We start from the raw sequence: 26,062 nt of genomic DNA on the forward strand, positions 1-26,062 counted from the left end.
TAGAGGAGGTAATTTTATTATGGCTATAAGGCATAAGAAACTGATTAGCTGCCTGCTGGTTGTTATATTTTTATTTACAATGCTTTCGGGGTGCAGCAGCAAAAGTGAAAAGGTTAGCAAAAATTCGGATAATAATGCTGCCACAAAGGAAGCAGAGCCTGCAAAGGAGGTTAAGGCCAATCCTCTTGCAGCAAAGATAGCAGGAAATACTACACCTTCCGATGAGGAAAAAACGATGGTAAATGACACCCTGGAAGACAGCTATCTGGGAGATGTTTTCGATACCAAGATACCCAATAATTATTCAGCCTATCCCATGGATGCGACGCTGGATGTCTGGATGCCTTCCAATTCCATTTTGGCTTCCGTTTGTGATGACGTAAATAAACAGAGGGTATTTACTCAGATCGAGAAGCTGACCGGAGTTAAGATTAATTTTATCATACCACCTTTGGGAGAGGAAACAACGAATTTTAATCTGATGATAGCATCCGGTGAGCTTCCTGACATTATCATAGATGCCGGAAGATATACGGGAGGTATTGCAGCAGGTATTGCGGACGGTGCCTACCTGAAGCTGAATGATATTATAGAGAAAGATATGCCGAATTATTCTGCATGGCGTAATTCCGATGAAGAGAGACGTGTTACCTCTGTTTTGGATGATGGCTCCATCGGTGCTGTATACGGCCTTGCACCTTACAATGAATGGTGCTGGTTCGGCATGCTGATTAAACAGGAGGCCCTGGACAAAACAGGTCTGGCAGTTCCTGAGACTATTGATGAATGGCATGATTTCTTATTGGCTGCCAAGAAGGCGGGCTATAAGGAGCCTCTTAATTATGGATCTACCTACGGGCAGGTTTTTACCGGCTGCTTAAACGGTGCTTACGGCGTTTGGGACTGGATGTATGTTAACAAGGACGGAAAGGCGGCCTGGGGACCTTCAGCCGACGGAGCCAAGGAATACCTGACCATGATGAGACAGTGGAATTCCGAAGGCCTGTTCAATAAGGACTGGGCTACGGCAGACTTTAACCAGAGAATGTCGGAAGCAGCCTCCGGTGACTGTGCTGCCATGATGGATTCCCCGGATACCATGTGGGGATACTGGAAGCAGGATAACAGCATTGATTTCGTAGGAGCCTTAAATCCTGTGTTAAAGAAGGGTGATAAGCCTCAGCAGACCTATAAGAACTTTAAATCCACCGGAACCGTTGCTGCTATTACCACACAGTGCGACAATGTAAAAGCAGCCTGTGCCTTCCTGGATTTTGCCTTTACGAAGAAGGGCTGGGAAATCTATAACTACGGTACTTACGGCGATGTTCACTTAATTAATGACAAGGGCATGCCATATTTCCCGGAGGATGGATTGATGTACAATGATCCCGATAAACAGCCCCTGTCCAATCTGATTTGGAAATACCGTGTACATTCCTTTGCCAACATCCGTGACGAGCATAATTCCAATCCCCTTATTACCGCAAAGGGAAGCTATTCCGGTAAAATCCGTGAATACTGGACTGCCAATACCGATGACTCTGTGACCATGCCTCCGGTAAGCTTTACTTCCGAGGAGAGTGCAAGAGAAGGTGAGCTTGGAACGATTCTTTCTACCTTAAGAAATGAATATTTTGCCAAAATTGTTATGGGCCAGCTTCCTGTAAGTGCATATGATGAATTCTTAAAGAAAGCAAAGACCCAGGGAATGGATGAGTTTGTCCAATTATGGCAGACTGCTCTGGAACGTTACAATGCCAGATAACAGAGCTTAATGTTCCGGTAATATATTCATTTTAAAAGAATATCAGAAATGTTCTGCGGGCTGTTAAGCATGGAGCTATAGCAGCCCGGGAACCTTTCGGACATATTCAGGTGGAAACAGGGGGTGCCTTTTGAGTAAGAGAAAGAAACAGGAAATTGTAAAAAGGAAAAACGGCTTGACCATGGAGTTGATACGCAAGGATTTTAAGAAGAACTATTTTGCTTATCTGCTTATTCTGCCTGTTTTAGCCTGGTACATTATATTTTGCTATGGACCTATGTGGGGAATTACCATAGCATTTAAGAATTATAAACCTCTGCTTGGCTTTGATGCCAGTAAGTGGGTTGGGTTAAAATACTTTGAGGATTTTTTTAAGGGACCTTATTTTTTCAGGACGGTTAAGAATACCCTTATGCTAAATGTATGGGGCCTGGCCTTTGGTTTTACCTCACCAATTATTCTGGCCTTACTGCTGAATGAAATACGGGGTAAGTTTTTTAAGAAAACGGTTCAGACAATAACCTATATGCCGCACTTTATTTCCCTGGTGGTTATTGCAGGTATGATACATATATTTACCCAGTCAGGCGGCATCATAACCCAGATGGTGGATTTTATAACAGGAACGGAGCATTCTTCCCTGCTTGGTTATTCCAATATGTTCAGGCCAATTTACACCTTTTCCGGAATCTGGCAGAATGTGGGCTGGGACAGTATTATCTATCTCTCTGCCATGAGCTCCATTGATCCTGGACTGTACGAGGCTGCGGAAATAGACGGGGCCGGAAGATTAAAAAAGATGTGGCATATTACCCTGCCGCAGATACAGCCCACTATAATTATACTTTTTATATTTGCTGTGGGCGGCTTGATGGGGTCCAGCCATGAAAAGATTATTTTACTGTATAATTCATTGACCTATGATACTGCGGATGTTATTGCGTCCTATGTATACCGGAGAGGTCTGCAGGAGGCGAGCTACAGCTTTGCAACGGCGGTGGGTCTTGTAAGCGCGGTGATAAACTTCCTGTTGCTGTGGGCTACCAATAAGATTGCAAAGAAATATTCCGAGGTCAGTATATGGTAAGGAGGACAGGCATGAAGAATACAGATTCAAAATATAAGGAGAAAAGCACCATCGGCAGATGGAAATGGAGCAATGTAACATTCAATGTGTTCAACTATATATTTTTGACCTTCTTTACATTAATCTGCCTCTATCCGATTCTGCACATTGCTTTTGCTTCCGTCAGTAATCCCAATGAACTGATGGCGCATCAGGGACTGCTTCTTAAGCCCCTTGGTTTTACGGTAAACGGATACAAGCTGGTATTTAGGGATAACAGTATTTTCACGGGATTTCGCAATACGGCGGTCTATGTATTCGCAGGTACTTTTATCAATATGGCGGTTACCATTATGGGAGCTTATGCCCTTTCCAGAAAGGAACTGCTATGGAAAACGCCCATTATGATTATAGTTACCATAACGATGTTTTTCGGTGGGGGATTGATTCCCTGGTTCCTCCTTATGAAGCAGATAGGTTTATACAATAACGTGATGGCTATGCTGATTCCCACTGCTTTAAATACCTGGAACATGATTATACTCCGCACCGGATTCCAGGCTGTGCCCCAGGAGCTGGAGGAAGCAGCGGTTATGGACGGAGCCAGCCAGGCCAAGATACTGATGAAGGTAATCCTTCCTCTGTCGAAGCCGGTACTTGCAGTAATCCTGCTATATTATCTGGTGGGCAATTGGAATTCCTGGTTTAACGCCATGGTCTTGTTAAAGGACAGGGGGCTTTTCCCGTTACAGCTGCTTTTAAAGGAAATACTGGTAACTAATGATTCCACTATGGCAACGGTGGGAAGTGCCGGCGGCGTTTCCATTAACAGTGTACAGGGTGCAACGGCCTACAGGGAACTGGTAAAATACTGTGTTATTGTAGTAGCTACCGCACCAATTCTGGTTATTTACCCCTTCCTGCAAAGATACTTTGTAAAAGGCGTTTACGTAGGTTCTATAAAAGGATAGAAAAAGCTCCATGCCATTCCTGGTATCGCTGATAGACAGAAAATTGTCTTTTAAACATGCGATTACAGGAAAGTCATGGAGCTTCTTTCTTGTTATTTTACCTTACAGTCTTAATAAGGATATCAGAATGTCGTGGTTATAGAATGTCGTGGTTATAGAATGTCGTGGCTATAGTATATCATGGCTATAGAATGTCATGGCTAAAGAATGACATGTTTATAGAGTGCTATGTTTACAGTAAGCTAAGTCTATAGAATGTATGCCTGGAGTATACAAATCTATTTATATACCACATATTCCTTCGGAGGTTTCCGATAGCCCCTGACACGAAAGCTGGTCTTGTCCATTTTTCCCATGGTTATCATAAGGATGGGGATTTCATTCTCAGGAATATCAAAGATTTCTCTGGTCTTATCAAAATCAAAGTATATCATAGGGCAAGTATCCCATTCCAAATCCTTGGCAAGAAGCATGAACAGCATGGCGGAAAGAGAGGCATTGCGGATTGCTTCGTCTCTCTGAAAAGGCTCCCCTCCGTTTTCATAGAGGGAAAAAATAGCTGAGAGCATGTCATCATATTCTTCTTCATCAATAATATTTAAGAATTTGGAACTTTCATATATATCAGGAGCTTTCTTGTAAGCATCCAGATCCCCGGTTACAATAATAACGGCGGAAGCAGTGGTTACCTTATATTGCCTGTAAGCCGCCTGATACAGCTTTTCTATAACTTCCGGACTTTCTCCCACATAATAATGGGCATGCTGCAGATTATAGCAGGAGGGAGCCTGTGAAAGATTTTCAAAGATTGCCTCAAAATCCTTTCTTGGTATTTGTTCTCCCTTAATAAATTTATTTGCGGATCTTCTTTCGGTTACTACCTTTAGAAATTCACTCATCTTTTGTTCCTTTCCAGCTCTATGTAAGCATAGAATGCCACTTGATAATGAAATCATAACTCTTTTACCAGTTCATGTCAATCATACTGCTTACACGGTATGCGACTTACGTATTTATCTTGTGAGGATTGTAGTAATGGGAAAAGGGGGGGATTGGGAACGGATGATGATTTTGGCTTACCTTTCGTGATTTTCTCGTTCGGGGTTCCGAATTCCACTAAAATGCCGGCAGCTGTTCCTGGCAGGTAAAATTATACCAAACTCGCTGGAAGGTTGTTTCAGCGTGGAGCTGTGAGCTCAGACAGTGGTATAATTTTACCTAGGAACAGCTGCCGCCCTTTCAGTGTCATTAGGGAACTCCTCAATAGAAAATTACGAAAGGTAAGCCAAAATCATCTGGGGGTTGGCAATAAACTTTTGGACAGATGTTGTATTGATTGTCTTATAGGGTTTTGGGCACGGCAAACACATAAGTTCGAATAATGGATATAAACAGATGACCAAGGGGGTTGTTTTGGCATTTTGTCTCAAGAGGTTCCTTATGACACTTAAGCGGCAGGAAACGTGACTAGGTAAAACAGTGCCACTGTTTGAGCTTGATAACTAACACAGCCAAATTTGTCACAGCGAGTTTGGCGCTGATTTACCTGCCAGTTACGTTTTCTGCCGCTTTAGTGGAATAAGGGTTCTCGCGCAACAAAAGGTCAAAACAACCCCCTTGGTCATCGTCCGTTTCCACAAACTTCCTTCATGCGCTTGTCACGCTACACTGTAAAGGCGGACACCATTCCATTCAGGCTTTCCGCCATATCGTGGAGCATTGTGATGCTCTCGGAAATGCTCTTCATTACCTGGGTATGCTGTTCCGAGGAAGAGGTTATCTCCTCAATGGAGCTTGAAACTTCCTCGGTCTGCTTGGAAAGCTCCTTTAATAATACGGAAAGGGTATCCTTCTTATTGTTAATGGAGTGATTGTATTCTGCAATATGGTTAATGTCGGTGACTAATTTGCGCAATTCCTCTGCAATAAGCTGGAAAGCAGTCTCTGTCTGGGAGACGGTAGTATTGATGTTCTCTGCACTTAAAGCATTTTTCTTCACAAAGGCTTCTGCGGTTTCCGATTGCTTTTGCACCTCAAAGACCATTCGGCTAATATTGTCTACGGCATCGGCAGTTTCATTGGCAAGGCTGCGGATTTCTCCTGCGACCACAGCAAAGCCCTTGCCTTGTTCCCCTACCCGGGCAGCTTCTATGCTTGCGTTCAGGGCAAGAAGGTTGGTCTGTTCTGCTATCTGGGCGATGACGGTCACAATAGAGCCGATTTCCTGTGCCTGCTTATTCATTGTTTCTATAACCGTCTCAAGCTGTTTTGAGGCTTCATTATTCTCAAGGGTCGCTTCTTTTAAAGCACCGACGGAAAGAAGGCCGTTTTCCTTTAATTCCAATGTCTGGTCTGCCGTAAGCCTTGCATTTTCACTTTTATTTGCCGTTTCTATGATGTGCTCCCCAAGGGCGTTCATTTCTGTCACACCTTCATAGATATCCTTTACCTGGTCATCGCCGGCAGAGGCAATCTGGGTAATGGAAGCCGTAATAGCTGCATTTGCTTCCGACGCCAGATTATAGGAGGACTTCAGCTCCGAGGAAAAGCTGCTCAGGTTGCTGCTGGATACGGTTATGGATTTTACCATACTGTGGAACCGGTCAATTAAAAGATTGACAGAATCACCTAACAGTCTGGTCTCATCCTTTGCTTTCACATGGATTTTATCAACCGTAAGGTCACCCTCTGAAACCCGCTGCAGGGATTTGGTTATTTTTATGATAGGAGAGGTTATTCTTCTGGCAATTAGTACGATGACCGACAGGGAAAGAATCAAAATAACAGCCAGAGAAGCCAAATTTGTATAAAGGATGCGGCTGGGGCCTCTGAGAAGGTCTGAATCATAAATAACAGCAGTGACCACCCAGTCCCATTCCGGAAAATATTCGGTATAGACCGTTCTGCTCTCGGATACGGAGCTGCTTTCGCTGGCCAATGCATAATGAAGCCTGCCTCCTCCGTTTTGTGCCGTTTTAATAATGTCCTGGATGATATTGCGGCCGTCGGTGGACTTCAGGTCGTAGATATTATCCTTCAGAAAAGGATGGTATAAAATATTACCCTTGGAGTCGGTAAGAAAGTAGTAGCCATTATTTCCAAGGCTGATAACAGGATTCATGCTGTTGGTATTCACAGTGGCACTGGAGGTGGCATCCGTATCGGACTTTGCATTTTCTCCGCCTGCAATTCCTGTAATGAACTCATTGATGGTATCCAGGGCGGCCTGCTTTGCCTGCTCCTCGTTCATCCAGGTCGTATCTCCTGAGGTGTAACTGTAGTTCTTCTTAATTTCATATAAAGAGGTTTCGATAGCGTTCTTTAACAGGATGTCATTGGAACGGTTGATTTCATGCCGGGAGATGGCATAGTCGATAAAGGAAATGATTAACAGGGAAACGATCAGGGTAAGGGACACTCCATAAATTAATTTTTTGGTTATATTCATTTTAAAGGTTTTCATATTTTTACCCATTGTATATCCCAGACTGTCCTGCAGAATGGGATACTGCCACGATAATAAAGAGTGAAGGAATATGTATGTGGTATCCTTTCGTATCTGATTTTCTTTCACTCATACTTTCTTTGAATGTTATTAATGATAAATAAAAGCAACTATATTATAAATTGACAAAGAAATTTTGTCAGCATTTTTTTAAAATAATGATAAAAAAGTATCAATTAGCAGTCATTTCGACAAAATATCAGAATATTCTTCTGGGCATTCATGGGATGAATTTCCTTATGTATAGGTGATTATTATGAAAACTGTGTATGGGAATTTTGTACACTGCAAATGCATGAGGCCAAATAATGGATATGAACAGATGACCAAGGGGGTTGTTTTGGAGTTTTGTCTCAAGAGGTTCCTTATGACACTTAAGCGGCAGGAAACGTGACTAGGTAAACCAGTGCCACTGTTTGAGCTTGATAACTAACGCAGCCAAATTTGTTGCAGCGAGTTTGGCGCTGATTTACCTGCCAGTCACGTTTTCTGCCGTTTTAGTGGAATAAGGGTTCTTGCGCAACAAAACTCCAAAACAACCCCCTTGGTCATCGTCCGCTGCCATAAACTCCCTTCATGCGTTTGCCGTGGTTTCTTATGAAAACAGGATATCATCTTCTTAATGTTTTTGGTATAATGAGGGTATTCTATATTTATCATCAACTACAACGGTATAAGGAGGTACATGGCATTGGCTTTAGATTCCCTGTCTGTTTTTCATCCATTGACTGCTAAATGGTTCTCACAAAATCTGGGAACTCCCACAAAGGTTCAGGAGGAAGCCTGGCCAGCTATTGCTGCGGGAGAAAATACGCTGGTATCTGCTCCTACGGGCACCGGCAAGACCCTGTCCGCCTTTCTGGTATTCCTGGACAGGCTAAAGGAACAGGCAAGAGAAGGAACCTTAAAGCAGGAGCTTCAGGTGATTTATATCTCTCCTTTAAAATCTCTGGCAGGAGATATCCGGGAGAATTTAAGAAAACCCCTGAATGGTATTCTGAAGGAGGAAAGGGAAGCAGGGGGTGAAAACAGTACTCCCTTTGATTTGACGATTGCTGTCCGTACCGGAGACACTACCCAGAGCGAGCGGCGGACCATGATAAAGAAGCCGCCCCATATTCTTATTACAACACCGGAATCCCTCTATCTTCTTCTGACAAGCAAATCCGGGCAGAGCCTGTTAAAGACGGCAAAGGCGGTAATCCTGGATGAGCTTCATGCCTTGATTGACTCCAAGAGGGGAGCCCATCTGATGCTTTCTCTTGCCAGGCTTGATAAGCTATGCCAGGAGCCGCTTCAGCGTATCGGACTTTCAGCAACCATTGAACCCCTTTCGCTGGCGGCGGAATACCTTTCCCCGGAGCCGGTCACGATTGTTGCACCAAAGATGGGCAAGGAGGTCAGTATAGAAGTTACAAGTCCTCTGCCCTATGGGCAGAAGGGCTCAAAGGACCCCATCTGGGAGGAAATTGCGGCAACCCTTTTCGAATACTGCCAGGGTACCAGAAGTGTCATTGCCTTTGTGGAGGGGCGAAGATATGCGGAGAAGCTTGCCTTTTATATGAACCAGCTGGGCGGACAGGGCTTTGCCAGAACCCATCACGGAAGCCTGTCAAAGGAACAGCGCCTTGAAGTGGAAGCCTCCTTAAGGAACGGAACCTTAAGGCTTTTGTGCGCTACCTCCTCCATGGAACTGGGAATTGACGTGGGAGAGATTGACGAGGTATTTCAGATTGGCTGTCCCCGTTCCATATCCAGTACCCTTCAAAGACTGGGAAGGGCAGGGCATAATCCGGGGCGTGTCAGTGTGATGCACATTTTCCCCAGAGCTTCCGGGGAAGGCCTCTACTGCGGACTGACAGCGGAAGTGGCAAGGGAAGGGCTGGTAGAGCATGCCAGCCCTCCTAGGCTTTGCTTTGATGTTCTGGCACAGCACCTGGTATCCATGGCAACAGGGGATGGCTATGAGGTGGAGGATGTGATGGAAATATTAAAAAGGGCTTATCCCTTTACCGGGGTCAGCAAAGAAGATGTGAAGGACATTCTTTCCATGCTGGCAGGTGATTACGAGCATGCGAGGGATTTACCCGTCCGTCCAAGACTTCTTTACGACAGGATACACGAGAAGGTGGAAGGGGATGCCTACAGCCGTATGCTTGCCATCTCCGCAGGAGGAACCATTCCGGACAAGGGACTTTACACTGTCAGGACAGAAAGCGGAGTCAAGCTTGGGGAGCTGGACGAGGAATTTATCTTTGAATCCAGGCCGGGAGAACGTTTTCTTCTTGGTACCTTTGCCTGGAAGATCGAAAGAATAGATAAGGATGCGGTAGTGGTATCGGAAGCAGGCACAGCAGGTGCCAGGCTGCCCTTTTGGAAAGGGGAGATAAAGGGAAGGGGACTTAGGACAGGCATTGCCTTTGGAAAGATTCTTAACCGGCTGCTGGAAAGCTTTGAGGACGGAAAGCTTTATGAAGAGCTTTTGGGGCTTGGGCTGAATGATGCGGCGGCAAAAGGAGCGGAGGACTATTTAAAGCGCCAGATTTCGGTAACGGGAGTACTTCCCGGTGATAAGACTATCCTTGTAGAACATTTCAGGGATTCCAACGGGAGCAATCAGCTGATGGTTCATTCCATATTCGGCCGGAAGGTAAATGCCCCTCTTGCTATTTTAGCCCAGCATGCGGTGGTTAAAATGACCGGGATGAATATCGGCTTTTGTGAGGATGATGACGGTTTCCTTTTGTTTCCTTATGGTTCAGATGAAATGCCGGAAGGAGTTTTGCAAAGCATTGACGGAAATACGGCCAGGGCAGTCTTAGAAGCAGCCCTTATGGCAACCCCTCTCTTTAACATCAATTTCCGCTACAACTCGGCCAGAGCTCTTATGATGGGAGTGAAAAAAAGCGGCAGGACGCCTTTGTGGCTGCAAAGAATGAGAAGTGCCGACATGCTGGATTCCCTTGTGAGAAAGGAGAACCACCCTCTGATACGGGAAACCAAAAGAGAATGTCTTGAGGATTACTGGGATATGGAAGGGGTAGAGTATCTGCTTTCCGGCATCCGGTCCGGGCAGATAAGAGTTGTGGAATTACAGCTGGAAATGCCTTCTCCCATGTCACTTCCTTTCCGGCAGCAGACCGAAGCTGCCATGATGTATGATTATGCACCCACTCCCAGGGGAATCCATTCTGCGGTAGAGGATGCCCTGAAACAAGCAGAGATGATATCCCCCTCCAGGGAGGAATTAAAGAAGGCAACCGAAAGGAGCAAGCTTCCGGAGGATGATAAACAGCTTCATTCCCTTCTTATGATAGAGGGAGATTTAATAGCCGGGGAACTGGATATCCCCATAGAGTGGCTGGAAACCTTAATAGAGAAAGAGCAGGCACTCTACATCGAGCCTGGCCTTTGGATAGCAAAGGAGCAGGAAGAAAATTATAAGAAAGCACTGGAAGAAGAGAACGAAGAAGAAAGGCTTATCCTTATCAGACGGCTGCTCCGTTACCGGGGAGCCCAGTCCGCAGAGGATGTGTCGGAAAGATATTTAATTGCCCCAGAGGCGGCAGAGGACTTACTCGGGAAGCTCTGCCAAAAAGAAGAGGCAGTGGAGGATGACGGCCTTTATTACCACACTGCACTCTATGACAAAGCCCGCAGAGAAACCCTTAAGAAAAAGAGGAACCAGATACAGACTCTGCCGGAGGAAAGGTATGCGGGCCTTTTGGCAGAGAAGGCTTTGATTTCCGGTACCAAGGAGATGCAGCTGGAGTACGCCATGAAGCAGTTAAAGGACCAAAGCTTTGCTCCCGCTTTATGGGAAGGTATCCTTTTTCCCGGAAGGGTAGCGGACTACCGGGAAGAATTACTGGACAAGCTGTTATCCCAGGGAAATTATTTCTGGGAATTTCGGGAGAAGGAAGGACTTGTCTTTCATTCCTATGAGGATATCGACTGGGATGCGCCTCTTGATGAAAACCTGGAAGGGCTTTCCGAAAAGGAAAGGATTGTATATGAAGCTTTATTAAAGCGGGGTGCCAGTTTCATGCAGCGGTTCAGAGAGCTTCTGAATGGAGAGTCTCCCTTTGATGTGCTTCTGGACATGGCGGCAAAGGGATTGGTATGTGCGGACAGCTTTCAGCCTGTTCGCTGGTGGCAGAACAGGGATAAGTTGTTAAAGGCATCCGTAAGGCAGCGGGTAGGAGTGCATGCCAAAGCCATGACCACCGGGCGGTGGGAACTTGTAAGGCCTCTTAAGAAGCTTGCCAGGGAGGAAGAGCTTAACCGGTTATTTGAGCGTAATTTCCTTCTAAGCAGGGAAACCGTTTCGGGAATTTCCTGGGGAGAAGCCCTGGAGCATTTGAGAATAGGGGAGTATACCGGACAGGTGCGGAGGGGTTATTTTATAAAGGGACTTTCCGGTGTCCAGTTTATCAGAAAAGAGGACTTTGAAGGAGTACTGTATGCCCTGGAGCATCCGGGAGAAAAGCTGATATGGCTTCCGGCAATTGATCCGGCCCAGCCCTATGGGAAATACCTGGCTCACCGGACGGAAAAGGCCTTCCTTAATGTGCAGGGAACTATCGTGGCCTTAAAAGCAGGAGTACCGGTAGCTGTAATGGAACGTCAGGGGAAAAGTCTTAAAGTGTTTGACGAGGGGCAGGCAGATGCTGCCATAGGAGCCTTTGCCCGGGATTTTCAAAAGAAAAGACTGTTTCCTGCCGTGAAGCGCCTTCTGGTGAAGGAGTATCCAAAGGATATGGCTGAAAGCTTTCAGAAAAACGGATTTATTAAAGAAATGCAGGATTTTGTACTATACAGGGAATAAGTAGACAAGAGGAAATTCCTAAGGAGGTTGGATAAGCAGATGGATAAGCAGATAGAAAAACAAATGGAAAAGCAGATGGAAAGACAGATGGAAGAACAGATGGAAAGACAGATAGAAAAACAAATGGAAAAACAGATGGAAAAGCAGATGGAAAAGCAGATGGAAAGACAGATAGAAAATCAGGTGGATAAGTAGATGGATAAGCAAAGGAATATTATAATAGAAAAAGGAAGAATGGAAGACCTTGATGAGCTGGAAAAGCTATACAATGAGTTGAATGATGCACTGGCAGCCGGAATAAACTATCCGGGCTGGCTCAGGGGCATCTATCCGGTGAGAGAAAATGCGGAAGAAGGCCTGGAAGAAGGCTGCCTGTATGTAGCAAGATGCGATGGTAAAATTGCCGGAACCATAATATTAAGCCACAAGCCGGAGGAAGGCTACCATACCGTCACCTGGAAAAGCGAAGATGACTACGGCAGGGTTGCGGTAGTGCATACCCTGGCTGTTCATCCGGAGTTCAGAGGGTGGGGGATTGGAAAAGCATTGATGGATTTTTCCATCAGGCACTGCAAGGAAGCAGGATTAGAGTCAATAAGGCTTGATGTCTATGAGAAGAATGAACCGGCAATAGGGCTGTATGAAAGCAGCGGCTTTGAATATATCGCTACGGTTGACCTGGGCTATGGAGAGTATGGACTGGACTGGTTTAAACTGTATGAAAGGCTGCTTTAACGGCAGCCTTTCATATCCTTTAGACAGCTATTCAGGGCATTCAGAAGATGCAGGTACAGCAATATCAAAAGGCTGCAGTGAAGCCACAGGTTGGAAAGCCCTTTTTTCAATATGATATCCCTTGGGTTTGGCGTAAGGTAATCCATGTCGGAAATCTGCTGTTTGATGGTCTTCCCAAGACCAACCCAGTAATCAAAGTCGGACCATTTTGTCGGTATTATTTTTTCCGGCAGGTAGAAGGGGCTCCCTCCGTACTGGAAGAGCAGGCTGCCAAATCCCAATACTGTGAGAAGGAATATACCGGCTAATCCCAGAAAGGATAATGGCTTCAGCTCCCTGCGGTTTCTTGTGAACAGCCTGAAGGAAAATAGGGAGATAAAGGCATATAAAAGCCAGATGGGAAGTACCAGGAAGGAGGATAAGGCCCTGCCGTAGAAGCTTTCGTCAATGCCGGTATAGCTGCCGGTGAGACCGTATTTTAGAAGAAAGGCGGAGGCTGATGCTTCCGCCATAGCATTGTTTTTATAGTGAAATTCCAGATTAGGATAGGCTTGTGATTTCTGGAAGCCCTGTATCATGACCAGAGGAACAGAGGTTTTTACGACTCCGCGGATATAATAGCTTTTATTATTATAAGAAAGCTGGTTGCCGATGACCCTGAGGGAACCAAAGAGGGAATAAGCGGTCTCTGAATCGATGATACAGCCTTTATAATCTTCCCGGTAAACATAATTGCCTTCTATCAGGGAGGAAGGCACCGTATGCCTCATGTCACCTGTCGTAACAACTGCCATTACTTTTACCTTTCTGTTTAAAAAGGTGTTTTCAAGCTTTGCCCCCTTTGTCAGCCAGGCTGTAACGGAGGGAACCTGGCCCGGATTTTCCTTTTCTTCCTGCTCAAGGGCTTTTAAAAGGTCAGCTTCCTTTACACCGGTGCCGGATTTCATGCGGATACCCATGCCGGTATAAACTTCCCTGTAAAAAGAGGCCCTTGTCAGGGTATAACATGTGAAAAGGATTGAAATCAGTAGGAAGACAGATAGGATTACAAAGCATTTATTTCGTTTCATTCACTCTCACCCGATCACCTTCCTCAACGAACTTGTTGCTGTCTGTTATAACGGAATCCTTTTCCGAGAGGGAACCCTCAATGGCTGCCGTTTTCTTATCCTTATCCAGGACTTTGACATTCAGCTTGAAGGCTTCTGTTTCTTTACCGAGAACACTGTCCTTTTCCTTGACCAGCAGTACATAGGTGCTGTTATCGGAACCCTGCCGGATGGCACCGATTGGAATGCACTCCTCAAATTCCTCCGAGGTCTTTGAAAGCTGGTATTCCAGGCTGTCACCCTCCTTGTAATTTCCTTTCGGCAGAAGGGCTGTAAAAGTGACCCTGCCATTACTGTCCGGAAGTCCGATTGACTCCAGCTTGGAGGTCAGAGATTTATTGCTGTTATATGGCTTGATATTTACTTCGTCTCCGGTGACAAAATATTTCATATCCTTTTCACTGGCCTTCATGGAGAGCTCGTATCCCCCGGTGGAAATGATGAATTTTTCGCTTCCGGTTACCAGCATTCCGTAATTTAAGCTGGATTGGCTGATAACTCCGTTTACAGGAGAGGTTACGCGGCCTTTGTTATTTATAATTTCTGTTATGTTATGAATTTCTTCTTCCTTTTTATCAATATCCAGTCTGAGAGCTGAGAGGTCAAGGGCCTCGCCCTTTTCTTCCTTCTGTTTCGTTTCCTGCTTTACCTCATTGCCGTCCTTCACTTTATCCAGGGAAAGCCTGGCAGCCTTAAGGGCTCTCCCGGCAGCTTCTACCGCTTTCTCTCCCTCTTTTTGATCATTGCCGTAATCATAGGTTCCCATCTCCATTGCCTTCAGGTCGCTGTTTAAAAGGTCTGTTTTCTTTTGAGCCTTAGCGACTTTTTCATTCCATTCCTTTTCCTGGTCCCCTAAATCTTCCTTTGCTCTTTCGATTTTGGTTTTTGCAGTATTGAGGGTTTCCTCCTTGATATCCAGTTTCCGGAGGACGAGCTGGTAAAGCTGCTGGTAGGAAAGGGTAGGGCTGGCAGCGCTGTTGCTTTCGATGTCACTTCGGTAGGCCTTAAGGGCAGTATTCAGCTTTACATCTTCTTCCGTCAGTTCATCCAGTTTGTTCTGAGCATCCTCAACGGCACGGTTTCCGCTTTTGACTTCTGAATTTCTGGAGGCAATTTGCTGCTCATAAGCTTTTCTGGTAGCGGGGTCATCGGAATACCGTTCCCAGTCATTAATTGCCTCATTCCATTTCCGAATGGTTTCCGCCAGATCCTCCTTGGCTCGGTTAAGACTTGTTTCGGCATTTTTGACGTCCTGTTTATGCTCCGTATATTTTTTTGTATAGTAAAAATCAAAAATATAATTAGAGCGGGCTGTGATTGCTTCCTCCTGCCGGCTTATGACAGCCTCCTTATAGTCTTTTAAGAGGCCCTTCAGAGTCTGTTCCGGCTCCTCAAGCTCCGTCAGGGCCTCAGTGGAGTCATTTAGGGCTCTTTGGAAGGTCTTCAGGGCGGTTTCTTTCTGGCTCTTTAGGTCTGTAAGCTCCTCGAACGCAGTATTGTATTCTTCTTTCTTTTTCTTTTTGGCTGTTTTTTGGATGTCTTTTAAGGAGGCCTTTGCTTCCTTTAAATCGTCCAGGGCATTGCTTTCCTGTAAAAGCGCAGTTTCTAAGTCCAGATTACCGTCGCCGGATACCGTACCCAGGCCGGCTTTTTCATATTGAAGCTGCATTTTTTTTAATTCTCCGTTCAGGGTTTCCTTTTGGTCCTTTAGGTTAGGAAGGTCATAGATAAATAATATGTCGCCTTTTTTCACCGTGTCCCCGGGCTTTTTTGGCAGCTTTGCTATCCGGCAGCCGCTTTGGAGGAGAATATATTTACCGGAATTTCCTTTCACAGTTCCTGTTCCGGATACTTCATAGGATAAGCTGTTTCTCTTTATGGAGTCCACGCCTACTCTGGCGACCATAACAGAATCGGCAGTCCTGGAAATAATTGTGAAAGTGAGCATTGCTATAAAAAATCCAATTATCAGTTTTTTTAGTTTTCTTTCCATCAGTGTCCGGTCCTTTCTCAGCCTTTTAAGCCGGAAGCGGCTATTCCCTGCTCCAGATATTTCTGCCCGTATAGGAACAGCAGCAGTGCCGGAGTCATCATAATAACCGATGCCGCAAAGGCAATTCCTGCATTTTCCGCAGATATGGCAGGCAGGTATAAGGACAGGGGCCATAGGCTTTTCTTTCGTGTTAAAAAGGTAAGGGGCTGCTCCACGGCATTCCAGTATTCCAAAAAATCCAGCAGAAGAGCGGATATAATCCCGGAGGAGCCAAGGGGGATGCCTATTTTAAAAAAAATAAAGCCTTCCCCTGCACCGTCTAATTTTGCTGCTTCAATCAGGGATTTGGGAATTTCCCGGAAGAATTTCACCATGATAAAAACAGGAAAGGCGGAAAAAATATTGGGCAGTATGATGGCAAGGGGATTATCCGTTAAGTGAAGCTTAAACAGTACCAGATAGCTTGATACCATGGTGACCTGAAAAGGCAGCACCATAAGCAGAATATACAGGGTAAAGAGAAGCTTCTTTCCCTTAAAATCAAATCTGGCAAAGGCCCAGGCTGCCGGAAGGGCAGTAAAGAGCTGCCCCAGCAGGGAGGGAATCACCTGAAAGCAGGAATTCCAAAACATTACAAAGAACCCGGGGGAATCGAACAGCAGCTCCACATAAGACTTCAGGGTGGGATAGAGGGGAAGCAAGGTCCAGTTTGCCATTGCAGCGGTATCCCTTAAAATTGGGCCGGTATTTCTGGAAAGCTCGTCACTGCCCATAAAAGAGCCGTTTACTATCATTAATATAGGAATCCAGACAACAAGGGCAAGCAGGAATAAACCTGTTGTTTTTATAGTAAGTTTTAATGTTTTCATACAAATCTCCAAGACTTCATCAATGCGCCTTAAGTTTGTGAATTGTTCTTTTCAATAAATTAGTTATTTCATTCACTTTCCCGGTCAAATAGCTGTAATACCGACAGCAGTCCGACAAAGAAAAGCACATAGAGTACGGCGGCAGCGGACATTTTCTGTATATCCAGGGACGTAAACCAGTTGTTGAACAAATGCTGCAGGAGATAAATACTTTCATGGGGATAATTTCCCGATATCAGATAGGCCTCCCGGTATACCTTAAAGGAATTGATAAAGGACAAAATACCAATCATGAAGAGGGAAGGGGAGAGAAGGGGCAGGGTGATATAACGGAATTTCTGCCAGGGACCTGCGCCGTCTGCGCCTGCGGCTTCATAAAGGGAGGGATTGATCCCGTTCAGACCGGACAGCCATAATACCATGTCGTAACCGATGTTTTTCCAGAGATAGCTGAATACCAGCACATAAAAAGCCTTATCTGTATTCATGTAATCGCTGCCTGTTATGCCGAGGTGAAGGAGCAGCATATTGAGAAGCCCTCTTTCATGGAACACTAATTTCCACAAAAGCACCATGGAAGCTGCCGGTATGGCCAGGGGAATCATAAAAGAGGTCTTAAAAAAACCGGCATGTTTCAGCTGGGAATACAAAAGCAAAGCCAGCATGAGAGAAAGGCATAAAAGCAGGGGGATACAGATCAGCACAAACCTTAAAGTGTTTTTTACAGCCAGCCGGAAAGCTTCATTGGCAAGTACTGTTTTATAATTGGATAAGCCGGTGAAGCTCTGGCTCATGGCTTCACAAAAAGACCTGCGGATAACGTCAGAAAAGGGGAGCAGTACAAAAACGGTGATGCCAAGAAGGCTTGGAAGCAGGAAAAGCCAGGCTTTTCTTGTTTCCTTTTGCTGCAGGAGTTTTTTTTGTCTGTTTTTCTTTTTGACGAAAGGGATTAGCGGTGCAGATTTTTTCATTTAAATGACCATGCCTTTCTCAAATTTGTGTGTGAAAATTGTCCTTTAATTTTCGCATGTTTATTTGTGAAATTGTCAATGGACTTAGGGTTTTGCCTTCCGCTACTCGGATAAATAGGTGCTGACTTTTGTTTTAACAGCGGATACGGCCTGGTTTAAGTCAATATCACCTTTTAAGTAGGGAATTATCTGCTCTGTCAGCATATTGTCCAATTCTTCATTTATCTTAATCGGTTTGTTCAGGCTCTGTAATGTCTCATACAAACGGAGCCGGTCGGCTTTGCCGGGCCATTCGGCAGAAAAATAATTTCCATCACTATCGCTTGTTGCCATGGAGATACCCTTGTCATCTTCCTCTGCCCACTTTTTCAGAGATGCTCTATTAACTGGAAAGCCATCATAGAGATCGGCATCCTGAACCTCTTTGGAATACAGGAACTTAAGAAAGGCTTTTGCTGCATTCTGATTCTTGCCGGACTTATTTAAGCCTGCCATGCCGGAGGGCAGGAAGGTGCTGTTAAGTGAGCCGTAGTCAAGGGTAGTATCCTTTAACAGGGCAAACAGCATCATGGAACTGGAGATATTCGTGATTTGTGTCATACCTGCCTGGAACTTACCTTTATTAATTCCAAAAAAGGTGGTAGTAGAATCCCAGAAAAGTTTATTTTTGTTACCGTTATTAATCTCTTCCATAGTTTCCGCTGCACTTATGTTTTCCGCAACAGCTTTCAAATTTTTCAGGAAGGCGGAAAATTTATCATCAGACAGACGTTTGTCCGTTAAAAATTCTTCCCGATAGAGTGCAAGATAGCTTCGCGTCAGCTGATGGTAGGTGAGGGGACCGGAATACGGAACGGAGGAACTCTTCATATAATCCACAATGTCCTTTAAATCGGATACATGAGTGAGGGCATCCTTTTTACCGTAAATAACAGGAATAGAAAAACGAAGAGGCATTTGGTATATTTCCCCGTCAGTTTCGTAACTGTCTGCAATATTGGAAAGAATCTCCCCACTGTCCGATAAGGGCTTAATGATATCGGAAATATCCGCCAGGACACCCTTTTCTATATAGGAATCCGCGGGAAGTCCGTCCAGCAGGATGATATCGGCTCCGTTACCGGCCAGAAGCTCCGTATTGAGGGCTTTGATATAATCCGATACATTTCCTTCTTCTTCCCCCATGGCAGCCACATAATTAATCTGAGTATCGGGGTTTTCTCCCTGGTACAGGGATATGGCCTGACGAAGGGTTTTATTTTCTTTTAAGGAATATACCGTAAGCTGATTGGAGGGGATGGCAGAGACATTCTTGTCAAAGATAAAGTGAAGCAGTTTAAAACCGCTTCCCGAATCAGAAAAGACGCCATAGTAGTCTTCCGGTGATTCGCCGCCGACAAACAGTTCCTGGATATAGGTGGTAGGCATGCTCATGGAGGTCAGGGAACCATCTACGGTTTTTTCCCATACGGTTCCATCCTTTATCCTGCGCTGGATACCGCCGGAATCACCTACCAGCAGAGTTTGGTCATCCAGGAGGGCATAAGCGGCACCGTTATCGTTGTATGTATAGTCGTAGGTCTTTGTGGTGCTCTTTGACTGGGTATCATAAAGGAAGATACCGGAGTCGGATTCATTTGCTGCAATGACGGTGCTGCCAGTTACAGTAAAGTTTTTCTGAGTGTCGGCAGGTATTTTATCCTGCTGTTTTCCATCGGGTGAAAAAACCAGCAGATTATTGCTCTGCCACATGTCCAGAAGTACCAGACTGCCGTCTGCCAGTACCTGTATCCCGTTAATACTGGGATAATAGATTGCTTTTTTAACCTTTTTTGCCGGCTTTAAAAGGTAAGGAAGGTCCACCTTTATTGAACGGCTGCCGTTATCCTCTGATTTAACCAGAAAACTTTTCGTTGTGCTGTAATCGGTAAAGCCGGCATAGTAATTGCCGTCCTGGCCCAGGCACATACTTGTGAGGGATACCTTTTCCAGGTCCTTTTGATTCAACCAGCCGGGCTCGCTGCGGCTCCAGCTCATGTCATCCTTCTGGGTATAGCAGTTGTAGAGTGCTTTCGCTTCATCATAGGTATAAACCTCAAATTTCTTCTCCTTATTACGCAGGATTTTCAGGATGCTTTCCGATTTCTTTAATTCCGGCAAATCAACCTTCTTTTCCAGATATCTTCCCTTTTCCTGTGCGGAAGTGTCCTTATCCGGTGTAATCTGTTCGTCTGTACGGATATTATCCTTCCTGCTGCATCCCAAAAGACTCGTCACGATGAGAACCAGCACAAGAAAATAAGCCGTTGTTCTTTTTTTCATTCTTATTACCTGTTGCTTTAAGCTTCCTTTCTGGCATTTTTTTAAGTGTCTTTTAGCTGGGACAAAGGAAAGTTATGGAACAGCTTCAACACTTTTCAGATAATAGAATAGCAGTCAAATCTCTAAAAAATCTCACAAAAGCAATCGGTTTATGCTTTACCCCAGGAAGGTCAGGCATTATCAATGGGAATACAAAAATAAAAGGTGGCACCGCCGCCTAAGGTATCCCGAATACCCAGTGTTCCTGCATGAAGCTCTGCCAATTCCTTTGCTATGCTGAGGCCAAGGCCGTAATGAGTCTTATCTTTTCTTGCTTTATCCCCCCGGTAAAATCTCCTGAAAACATCCTTTTTCTTCTCATCAGCAATACCTGGGCCGTGGTCTTCCACTTCTATTACCAGCTGTTTCTTATAGCAGTATGCCTTCAGGAGTATGGTATCCTCTGGGACAGAGTAGACGGCCGCATTGTCGATTAAGATGGCCAGAAGCTGTTTTATGCGCTCCCTGTCACCTTTCACCCCGGGCAGCATATCCGCAGGCAGCACCAGCTTTAGCTCCTTTCCCTTTTCTTTGCAGTAAGGATAATAGGTATCATAGGCTTCAATTAATAAAGTATCCGTATCAATAAGCTCCCTTTTTGTCTGCCAGCGGTTGGTATCCGCAGAGGCCAGGAGGAGCATGTCCTCAATAAGCAGCGCCATACGGCTGCATTCTCTGTCAATTCCTTCAAGGTAGCGGAGGGAAGAGGCCGGCTCGAGCTTAACAGCAGAAGCATTGGCACGGATGACAGCCAGGGGAGACTTTAATTCATGGGAGGCGGCAGCAACGAATTCCGTCTGCTGCCGTCTGCTTTCTTCCACCGGTAAAAGGGATTTTCCTACAATCCACCGGCTTACAAAGAACAGGGCGGCAATGCCGAGAAGGTCAAGGGCAGCTGCAAACAGAATCTGTGTATAACGGCTCCTACGATTGCTGTTTATGTATTGCAGCAGGATAAGGCTTCGATATCCTTCACCGGAAGGGACGATAAATACCGCTCCGAGATAACGGTCTTTGTGGAGGCCTGTTATCTGGTAGGTTTTACTTTGCAGCTCCTTTAAGGAGACGGGCCTTACTAGGGTGCTGATATTATCTGTCAGGGCGGTTTTCTTCAATTTCTGTATCAGGATGTCACGCTTTGTAGGAGTATTTATGACTCCCTGATATAATAAGGGTGTTCCGTTATCTTCGATATGTATGAGCAGCTGGTTTTCCTTTTCCATCTGGGACAGCCACAGATGACTGATTTCCTTGTCCATCTGTACTGTTTTTGAAATTGTGGAAAAGCTGCTGAGAAAGCTGTTCTCTTTCTCCTGCAGCAGCTGTCTGCTGGTATTAAGCGTGAGAATTACCAGGACAGCCGTCAGGATAAATCCGGTAGAGACTGTATAAAGGAGAATAAATTTTCTTTTTAATGCATTAAGCATGGCAAGGATACTCCAATCTGTAACCGATACCGTGGATGGTCCTGATGCAGACGGCCGTGTCAAGAGCCCTTAGCCGCCTTCTCAGGAAGCTGATATAGTTATCAATATTTCCGTCTTCCACGAAAGTATTCAGACCCCATACCCGGTTTAAAATCTGTTCCCTGGTTACTATATTTTCTTTATTCAGTAAAAGGAATTCAAGGAAAGCACCTTCCCTTTTGGATAGGGAGATTTCCTTATCACCTTTTGACAGGGTATAAATGCTGGTATCAAGAGTGATATCCCGGTAGGTCAGGAGGGAAGTGTTCTTCATATTCCTGGGCCTTCTAAGCAATGCCCTTATTCTGGCCAGCAATTCGTCCATGGCAAAGGGCTTTACCAGATAATCGTCGGCACCTCCGTCCAGACCGTCTATCCGGTCATTGATTCCGTTCATAGCAGTAACCATAATCACCGGGGTGGTAATTCCACGGCTCCTGACATCATTTAAGATGGATAAGCCGTCTTTTCCGGGCAGCATCCGGTCCAGGACAATAACATCCTGGGTGTGTTTTTCAATAAAGTAGACGGCATCCTCGCCGTTATCGCAGATATCCGTCTGATAGCCTTCTTTTTTCAAATGCAGGGCGACTGCTTCGCATAGAGCGGCATCATCTTCAATCAATAAAACTCTCATAATAATTTCCCTCTTTATCCCAAATAATAATAGCAATATATTAGCACAATAATAAGGAAAATGAAATAAATTATGTTGTCCAAACAGCCATGATAGAGTAAAATAGAAAAGAAAAAGTGTGAAAATTAAAAAGCAATTTTCACACGCAAGAATGCGCCTGCGAAATCCTCGGCGCAATCTTGCGGCGCGTTGGGAAGGCATGGCAGATAGTGTGAAAATTAAAAAGCAATTTTCACACACAAGAATGCGCCTGCGAAATCTTGCGGCGTGTTGGGAAGGCATGGAATTTAGTATGTAACATCTGGTAATTACAAAAATTTAGATAGAAAAAGAAAGGAGACAGATCCGTTTACCGGATTGAGTGAAAATATGAACGATTACAGGAAAGAATATGAGAAATGGCTGGCAGCACCTTCTCTGGATGCTGATTTAAAGAAGGAGCTGGAAGAAATAAGGAAGAAAGAGGAGGATATCAAGGACAGGTTTTATTGTGATTTATCCTTTGGTACCGCAGGGCTGAGAGGAATTCTCGGCGCAGGTACCAACCGTATGAATAAGTATGTAGTGGGAAGAGCCACGAAAGCTTTGGGCAAGGTTATTCAGAAACAGGGCGGTGAATTTGCCGGAAAGGGTGTGGCAATAGCCCATGACTGCCGTATTATGTCCCCTGAATTTGCCGAAATGTGTGCCCTTATCCTGAACAGTATGGGTATCAGGGTATATTTATTTGACTCCTTAAGACCGACTCCGGAATTATCCTATGCTGTACGCTACTACCAATGTGCGGCAGGAATCAATATAACAGCAAGCCATAATCCCAAAATCTATAACGGCTATAAAGTATACTGGGAAGAGGGCTCCCAAATAAAATCCGGCATTGCGGACCAGATATTGGAGGAAATCGGGAAGCTGGACCTGTTTGAAGAAAATGCGCTTCTTACAAAGGAAGAAGCAAAAGAGAAAGGGCTCCTTGTTATCATCAATAAAGAAGTGGATGAAAGCTTCTATGAAAAGACCATGTCCATTTCCCTCAGGGACAGTGAAGTAGACAAAAGCATTGGAATCGTATACACGCCCTTAAACGGAGCCGGAAATATTCCTGTCCGTACGGTCCTGGACAGAATGGGCTATACCAATGTTCATGTAGTAAAGGAGCAGGAGCTGCCGGACGGAACCTTCCCTACCATCGCTTACCCGAACCCGGAAGACCATGCAGCCTTTGCCTTAAGTGAAAAGCTTGCATTGGAAATTGGTGCGGATATATTGATTGCCACTGACCCCGACTGTGACAGGCTTGCCGTAGAGGTGGTTCAAAACGGAAAAATTGAAGCCTTAAACGGTAACCAGGTAGGTGTCCTGATTATCAATTACCTGCTGGCCTCCATGGCTGAAAAAGGAACACTTCCGAAGAATGCGGCTATGGTAAAATCCATTGTAACGGGAGAAATGGGAAGTGCCATTGCAAAGGCTTACGGGGTAAAGATGTTTAATGTGCTTACCGGCTTTAAGAATATCTGTGCTCTGTCAAACGAATGGGACAGCACAAGGGAATATACTTATATTTTCGGTTACGAGGAGAGCATTGGCTACAATGTAGGCAGCTACCTGAGAGATAAGGACGGCGTAGGGGCAACTCTCATTCTTGCTGAAATGGCAGGCTACTATAAGAAAAATGGCAGAACCTTAATTGACACCTTAAATGAATTGTATAAAAAATACGGCTACTACCGTGAAAATACCATTTCAATTGTATTGGAGGGCATTGAAGGGCAGGAGAGGATTAAACGGATGATGGTGGAATACCGTAAGAATAACGCAGGTTCCATCGGAAGCTCCAAGCTGGTTACGGTTACTGATTATCTGACCTCCGAAGCTGTGAATGCGCTTACAGGAGAAAAGAGTACTGTTGAGGTAGAAAAGACCGATGCGGTGCAGTTTACCTTTGACGATGGCTGCTGGTACTCCTTAAGGCCCTCCGGTACGGAGCCTAAAATCAAGCTTTACATTTATACAAAGGCAGATACAGCCGCAAAAGCGGAGGATAAGTTAAAGGAAATTGAGACAACAGTCCTTGGTGTATTACACAGTATACAGTAAGGAAATATAACTGGCCGGGCTGTACGGAAAAATCCGTCAGCCCGGCTTTTATATAGGCTAAACAATAGTTATATTCAGTGTCGGAACCAAATAGCTTTTATAATAAGATAAATTACAAGCATCCATATTAATACAATAGGCAAGGCAAAATACCATTTCTTTGGTATTCTGTCTACCCATAATCCTTCAGCATGATTACGGCATTTCACAAGTACAGCAGGTGGAATCAGTCGTACTGTCAGAGCAATAAGACATGGCAGTATAATTATGTCATCTAAATACCCTAATACGGGTATAAAATCTGGTATAAGGTCAATTGGAGATAAAGCGTATGCAATCGTAATTCCTGCGAGGAGCTTTGCTAATATTGGCGTTTCCTTTTCACTTAAAGCTAAGAAAACAGCAGGAATATCAATTTTAAGTTTTCTAGCTCTTTCTTTCAAATCCATAAATATAATATCCCCCTGACTGATAAAAATTTGAGAACTTAGCCTTATAAAAAGTTTCTATTTATTTTATTATAACAAAATAATTTTTAAAATATAGCCTAACGTATGAACTCTTTTTCAGCAGCCTTACCTATACCCTTATTATAATCAATTTCTTTTTAGCCTGTGGCGAAGTATATTAGAAAAAAATGGTGAATAATTTGTAATTTTACATAAAATAATGTCACATTATCTGTTCGGAGCCATATTATGAAGTATGGTTATAAACGATTAGCAATCGGATGACCTAATATATTTAAAGGAGGAAATCAAATCATATGGCATGTGGAGGTTTTAACTCAAACCAATCCTTAGTTCACAGTCTTTGCAGATTTGTCGGTGAAACAGTTACGGTATTTACCAAAAGCGGCGGTGTTTCAGGATGTGGATTTACGGGTGTTCTTTTCGGAATAAACAATGACTTTATACAATTAGTAACAGATCGTGGCACTTCACCGGCTCATCCTATCGGTGGCCCTAACAGTTCCTGCTGCAGAGATTTAGATTTTGATAATCGTCGTCGTGAACCCTTCAACTTAGGTTCTGTATGTGATATCCCAATCGATAAGATTGCAGCTTTCTGTCATAATGCCGTATAAAGAATATAAGGAGGCTATTTATGTCATTTAATAATTTTGATGGATTTAACAATGATGAGAGTTTTGCCAGGCATATTCGAAGATTTGTTGGGCAGTCGGTTATTATTTTTACAACCAGCGGAGGTGTTTCAGGATGTGGCTTTACTGGCGTGCTTCTTTCTGTAAACTGTGAAACCGTCCGTATTGATTCCAGACAGGGATTTGCTCCCGCCTGTCCTCTAGATCGTTCTTGCAGCGCCGAATTTAATGAAAATGACAGAGATCGCGACAGAGATCGTGACAGAGATTGCGATTTTGACAGAGATTTCTGCAGAGATCGTGACAGAGATCGCGACAGAGACTGTGACAGAGATCGTGACAGAGATCGAGACAGAGACCGCGACAGAGATCGTGACAGAAGGCGTTCAGTAGGTTCAGTTTGCGAAATTCCCATTTGCAGTATTGTAGCTTTTTGCCATAATGCTATTTAGACGAACGATTAAGAATTCAAGATAGGAAAAAGGAAAAAACTGCTTTAACACTTTAAAAGGACCTCTGACCGGTCCAAGTGCTTAAAGCAGTTTTTTTATTCTCTCTGTTTATCAGCATCCATTAATTCC

At 44.5% G+C, this 26,062-nt stretch carries 19 protein-coding genes; 9 read left to right on the forward strand and 10 right to left on the reverse strand.

The features are described 5' to 3' along the window. The first annotated feature begins 19 nt into the window (after positions 1-19). The 3 genes from BUB77_RS13930 to BUB77_RS13940 all read left to right on the forward strand — a co-directional run bounded on the left by BUB77_RS13930 (position 20) and on the right by BUB77_RS13940 (position 3,805). Entirely contained in the window at positions 20-1,768 is a 1,749-nt protein-coding gene (locus tag BUB77_RS13930) for an extracellular solute-binding protein (RefSeq protein ID WP_073276914.1), read from the forward strand. Positions 1,769-1,898: 130 nt separating this feature from the next. Further along, positions 1,899-2,855: an ABC transporter permease gene (locus BUB77_RS13935; protein WP_073276916.1), complete on the forward strand. Its 957-nt coding sequence runs from the start codon at positions 1,899-1,901 to the stop codon at positions 2,853-2,855. 11 nt (positions 2,856-2,866) lie between these two features. Further along, positions 2,867-3,805 carry a carbohydrate ABC transporter permease gene (locus BUB77_RS13940; protein WP_084124242.1) on the forward strand — a complete coding sequence of 313 codons (939 nt, stop codon included), beginning with the start codon at positions 2,867-2,869 and terminating at the stop codon, positions 3,803-3,805. Between the two features lie 278 nt (positions 3,806-4,083). Here the strand turns inward: BUB77_RS13940 and BUB77_RS13945 are convergent, their stop codons facing one another. Together BUB77_RS13945 and BUB77_RS13950 are read right to left on the reverse strand one after the other, a co-directional pair. Next, positions 4,084-4,704, reverse strand: a complete 621-nt coding sequence (locus BUB77_RS13945) for a nitroreductase family protein (protein WP_073276918.1) — start codon at positions 4,702-4,704, stop codon at positions 4,084-4,086. A gap of 764 nt (positions 4,705-5,468) precedes the next feature. Next, complete coding sequence (locus tag BUB77_RS13950; RefSeq protein ID WP_073276920.1) at positions 5,469-7,379, reverse strand: methyl-accepting chemotaxis protein; 1,911 nt, start codon at positions 7,377-7,379, stop codon at positions 5,469-5,471. 616 nt (positions 7,380-7,995) lie between these two features. Between BUB77_RS13950 and BUB77_RS13955 the strand changes: the two genes are divergently transcribed. The 3 genes from BUB77_RS13955 to BUB77_RS13960 are packed head-to-tail and all read left to right on the forward strand — an operon-like array spanning position 7,996 to position 12,873. Further along, positions 7,996-12,138 carry a DEAD/DEAH box helicase gene (locus BUB77_RS13955; RefSeq protein ID WP_073276922.1) on the forward strand — a complete coding sequence of 1,381 codons (4,143 nt, stop codon included), beginning with the start codon at positions 7,996-7,998 and terminating at the stop codon, positions 12,136-12,138. Between the two features lie 39 nt (positions 12,139-12,177). Then, the gene (locus tag BUB77_RS29920) at positions 12,178-12,333 is read left to right on the forward strand and encodes a hypothetical protein (RefSeq protein ID WP_170866652.1); all 156 of its coding nucleotides are present in this window, start codon (positions 12,178-12,180) and stop codon (positions 12,331-12,333) included. Beyond that, the gene (locus BUB77_RS13960) at positions 12,334-12,873 is read left to right on the forward strand and encodes a GNAT family N-acetyltransferase (protein WP_073276924.1); all 540 of its coding nucleotides are present in this window, start codon (positions 12,334-12,336) and stop codon (positions 12,871-12,873) included. It abuts the gene before it with no gap. On the opposite strand, the gene BUB77_RS13965 is transcribed toward BUB77_RS13960, so the two are convergent. The 7 genes from BUB77_RS13965 to BUB77_RS13995 form a co-directional block, all read right to left on the reverse strand. Then, a complete protein-coding gene (locus BUB77_RS13965) occupies positions 12,870-13,943 on the reverse strand; it encodes an ABC transporter permease (protein WP_073276926.1) in 1,074 nt (357 codons plus the stop codon). The two genes, BUB77_RS13960 and BUB77_RS13965, sit on opposite strands and share 4 nt — an antisense overlap. Beyond that, the gene (locus BUB77_RS13970; RefSeq protein WP_073276928.1) at positions 13,930-15,975 is read right to left on the reverse strand and encodes a biotin/lipoyl-binding protein; all 2,046 of its coding nucleotides are present in this window, start codon (positions 15,973-15,975) and stop codon (positions 13,930-13,932) included. The genes BUB77_RS13965 and BUB77_RS13970 overlap by 14 nt, the downstream gene beginning before the upstream one ends. Positions 15,976-15,992: 17 nt before the next feature. Then, positions 15,993-16,844 (reverse strand): carbohydrate ABC transporter permease, encoded by an 852-nt coding sequence (locus BUB77_RS13975; protein ID WP_073276930.1) that lies wholly within the window; start codon positions 16,842-16,844, stop codon positions 15,993-15,995. A 68-nt stretch (positions 16,845-16,912) separates the two neighbouring features. After that, the gene (locus BUB77_RS13980) at positions 16,913-17,815 is read right to left on the reverse strand and encodes a carbohydrate ABC transporter permease (RefSeq protein ID WP_084124244.1); all 903 of its coding nucleotides are present in this window, start codon (positions 17,813-17,815) and stop codon (positions 16,913-16,915) included. A gap of 102 nt (positions 17,816-17,917) precedes the next feature. After that, positions 17,918-20,137, reverse strand: coding sequence for an ABC transporter substrate-binding protein (locus tag BUB77_RS13985; protein WP_073276932.1), 2,220 nt, complete (start codon positions 20,135-20,137; stop codon positions 17,918-17,920). Between the two features lie 170 nt (positions 20,138-20,307). Continuing rightward, a complete protein-coding gene (locus tag BUB77_RS13990; protein WP_073276934.1) occupies positions 20,308-21,603 on the reverse strand; it encodes a sensor histidine kinase in 1,296 nt (431 codons plus the stop codon). Then, the gene (locus BUB77_RS13995; RefSeq protein ID WP_073276936.1) at positions 21,596-22,279 is read right to left on the reverse strand and encodes a response regulator transcription factor; all 684 of its coding nucleotides are present in this window, start codon (positions 22,277-22,279) and stop codon (positions 21,596-21,598) included. Before BUB77_RS13995 ends, BUB77_RS13990 begins: the two co-directional genes overlap by 8 nt. A 369-nt stretch (positions 22,280-22,648) precedes the next feature. Between BUB77_RS13995 and BUB77_RS14000 the strand changes: the two genes are divergently transcribed. Beyond that, a complete protein-coding gene (locus tag BUB77_RS14000; protein ID WP_073276938.1) occupies positions 22,649-24,376 on the forward strand; it encodes a phospho-sugar mutase in 1,728 nt (575 codons plus the stop codon). 74 nt (positions 24,377-24,450) lie between these two features. Here BUB77_RS14000 and BUB77_RS14005 read toward each other — a convergent pair whose 3' ends face one another. Then, positions 24,451-24,825 (reverse strand): YkvA family protein, encoded by a 375-nt coding sequence (locus tag BUB77_RS14005; protein ID WP_073276940.1) that lies wholly within the window; start codon positions 24,823-24,825, stop codon positions 24,451-24,453. Between the two features lie 317 nt (positions 24,826-25,142). Between BUB77_RS14005 and BUB77_RS14010 the strand changes: the two genes are divergently transcribed. Both BUB77_RS14010 and BUB77_RS14015 read left to right on the forward strand, forming a co-directional pair. Continuing rightward, the gene (locus BUB77_RS14010) at positions 25,143-25,463 is read left to right on the forward strand and encodes a hypothetical protein (protein WP_073276942.1); all 321 of its coding nucleotides are present in this window, start codon (positions 25,143-25,145) and stop codon (positions 25,461-25,463) included. 20 nt (positions 25,464-25,483) lie between these two features. Next, a complete protein-coding gene (locus BUB77_RS14015; protein WP_073276944.1) occupies positions 25,484-25,933 on the forward strand; it encodes a hypothetical protein in 450 nt (149 codons plus the stop codon). Positions 25,934-26,062 lie beyond the last annotated feature (129 nt).

Source organism: Anaerocolumna jejuensis DSM 15929, assembly GCF_900142215.1.
Taxonomy (GTDB): Bacteria; Bacillota; Clostridia; order Lachnospirales; family Lachnospiraceae; genus Anaerocolumna; species Anaerocolumna jejuensis.

Coding starts and splice junctions, on each gene's coding strand:
- BUB77_RS13930 (WP_073276914.1), top strand. CDS start 20: ATGGCTATAAGGCATAAGAAACTGATTAGCTGCCTGCTGGTTGTTATA.
- BUB77_RS13940 (WP_084124242.1), top strand. CDS start 2,867: ATGAAGAATACAGATTCAAAATATAAGGAGAAAAGCACCATCGGCAGA.
- BUB77_RS13945 (WP_073276918.1), bottom strand. CDS start 4,704: ATGAGTGAATTTCTAAAGGTAGTAACCGAAAGAAGATCCGCAAATAAA.
- BUB77_RS13955 (WP_073276922.1), top strand. CDS start 7,996: ATGGCATTGGCTTTAGATTCCCTGTCTGTTTTTCATCCATTGACTGCT.
- BUB77_RS29920 (WP_170866652.1), top strand. CDS start 12,178: ATGGATAAGCAGATAGAAAAACAAATGGAAAAGCAGATGGAAAGACAG.
- BUB77_RS13960 (WP_073276924.1), top strand. CDS start 12,334: ATGGATAAGCAAAGGAATATTATAATAGAAAAAGGAAGAATGGAAGAC.
- BUB77_RS13965 (WP_073276926.1), bottom strand. CDS start 13,943: ATGAAACGAAATAAATGCTTTGTAATCCTATCTGTCTTCCTACTGATT.
- BUB77_RS13970 (WP_073276928.1), bottom strand. CDS start 15,975: ATGGAAAGAAAACTAAAAAAACTGATAATTGGATTTTTTATAGCAATG.
- BUB77_RS13975 (WP_073276930.1), bottom strand. CDS start 16,844: ATGAAAACATTAAAACTTACTATAAAAACAACAGGTTTATTCCTGCTT.
- BUB77_RS13980 (WP_084124244.1), bottom strand. CDS start 17,815: ATGAAAAAATCTGCACCGCTAATCCCTTTCGTCAAAAAGAAAAACAGA.
- BUB77_RS13985 (WP_073276932.1), bottom strand. CDS start 20,137: ATGAAAAAAAGAACAACGGCTTATTTTCTTGTGCTGGTTCTCATCGTG.
- BUB77_RS13990 (WP_073276934.1), bottom strand. CDS start 21,603: ATGCTTAATGCATTAAAAAGAAAATTTATTCTCCTTTATACAGTCTCT.
- BUB77_RS13995 (WP_073276936.1), bottom strand. CDS start 22,279: ATGAGAGTTTTATTGATTGAAGATGATGCCGCTCTATGCGAAGCAGTC.
- BUB77_RS14000 (WP_073276938.1), top strand. CDS start 22,649: ATGAACGATTACAGGAAAGAATATGAGAAATGGCTGGCAGCACCTTCT.
- BUB77_RS14005 (WP_073276940.1), bottom strand. CDS start 24,825: ATGGATTTGAAAGAAAGAGCTAGAAAACTTAAAATTGATATTCCTGCT.
- BUB77_RS14010 (WP_073276942.1), top strand. CDS start 25,143: ATGGCATGTGGAGGTTTTAACTCAAACCAATCCTTAGTTCACAGTCTT.
- BUB77_RS14015 (WP_073276944.1), top strand. CDS start 25,484: ATGTCATTTAATAATTTTGATGGATTTAACAATGATGAGAGTTTTGCC.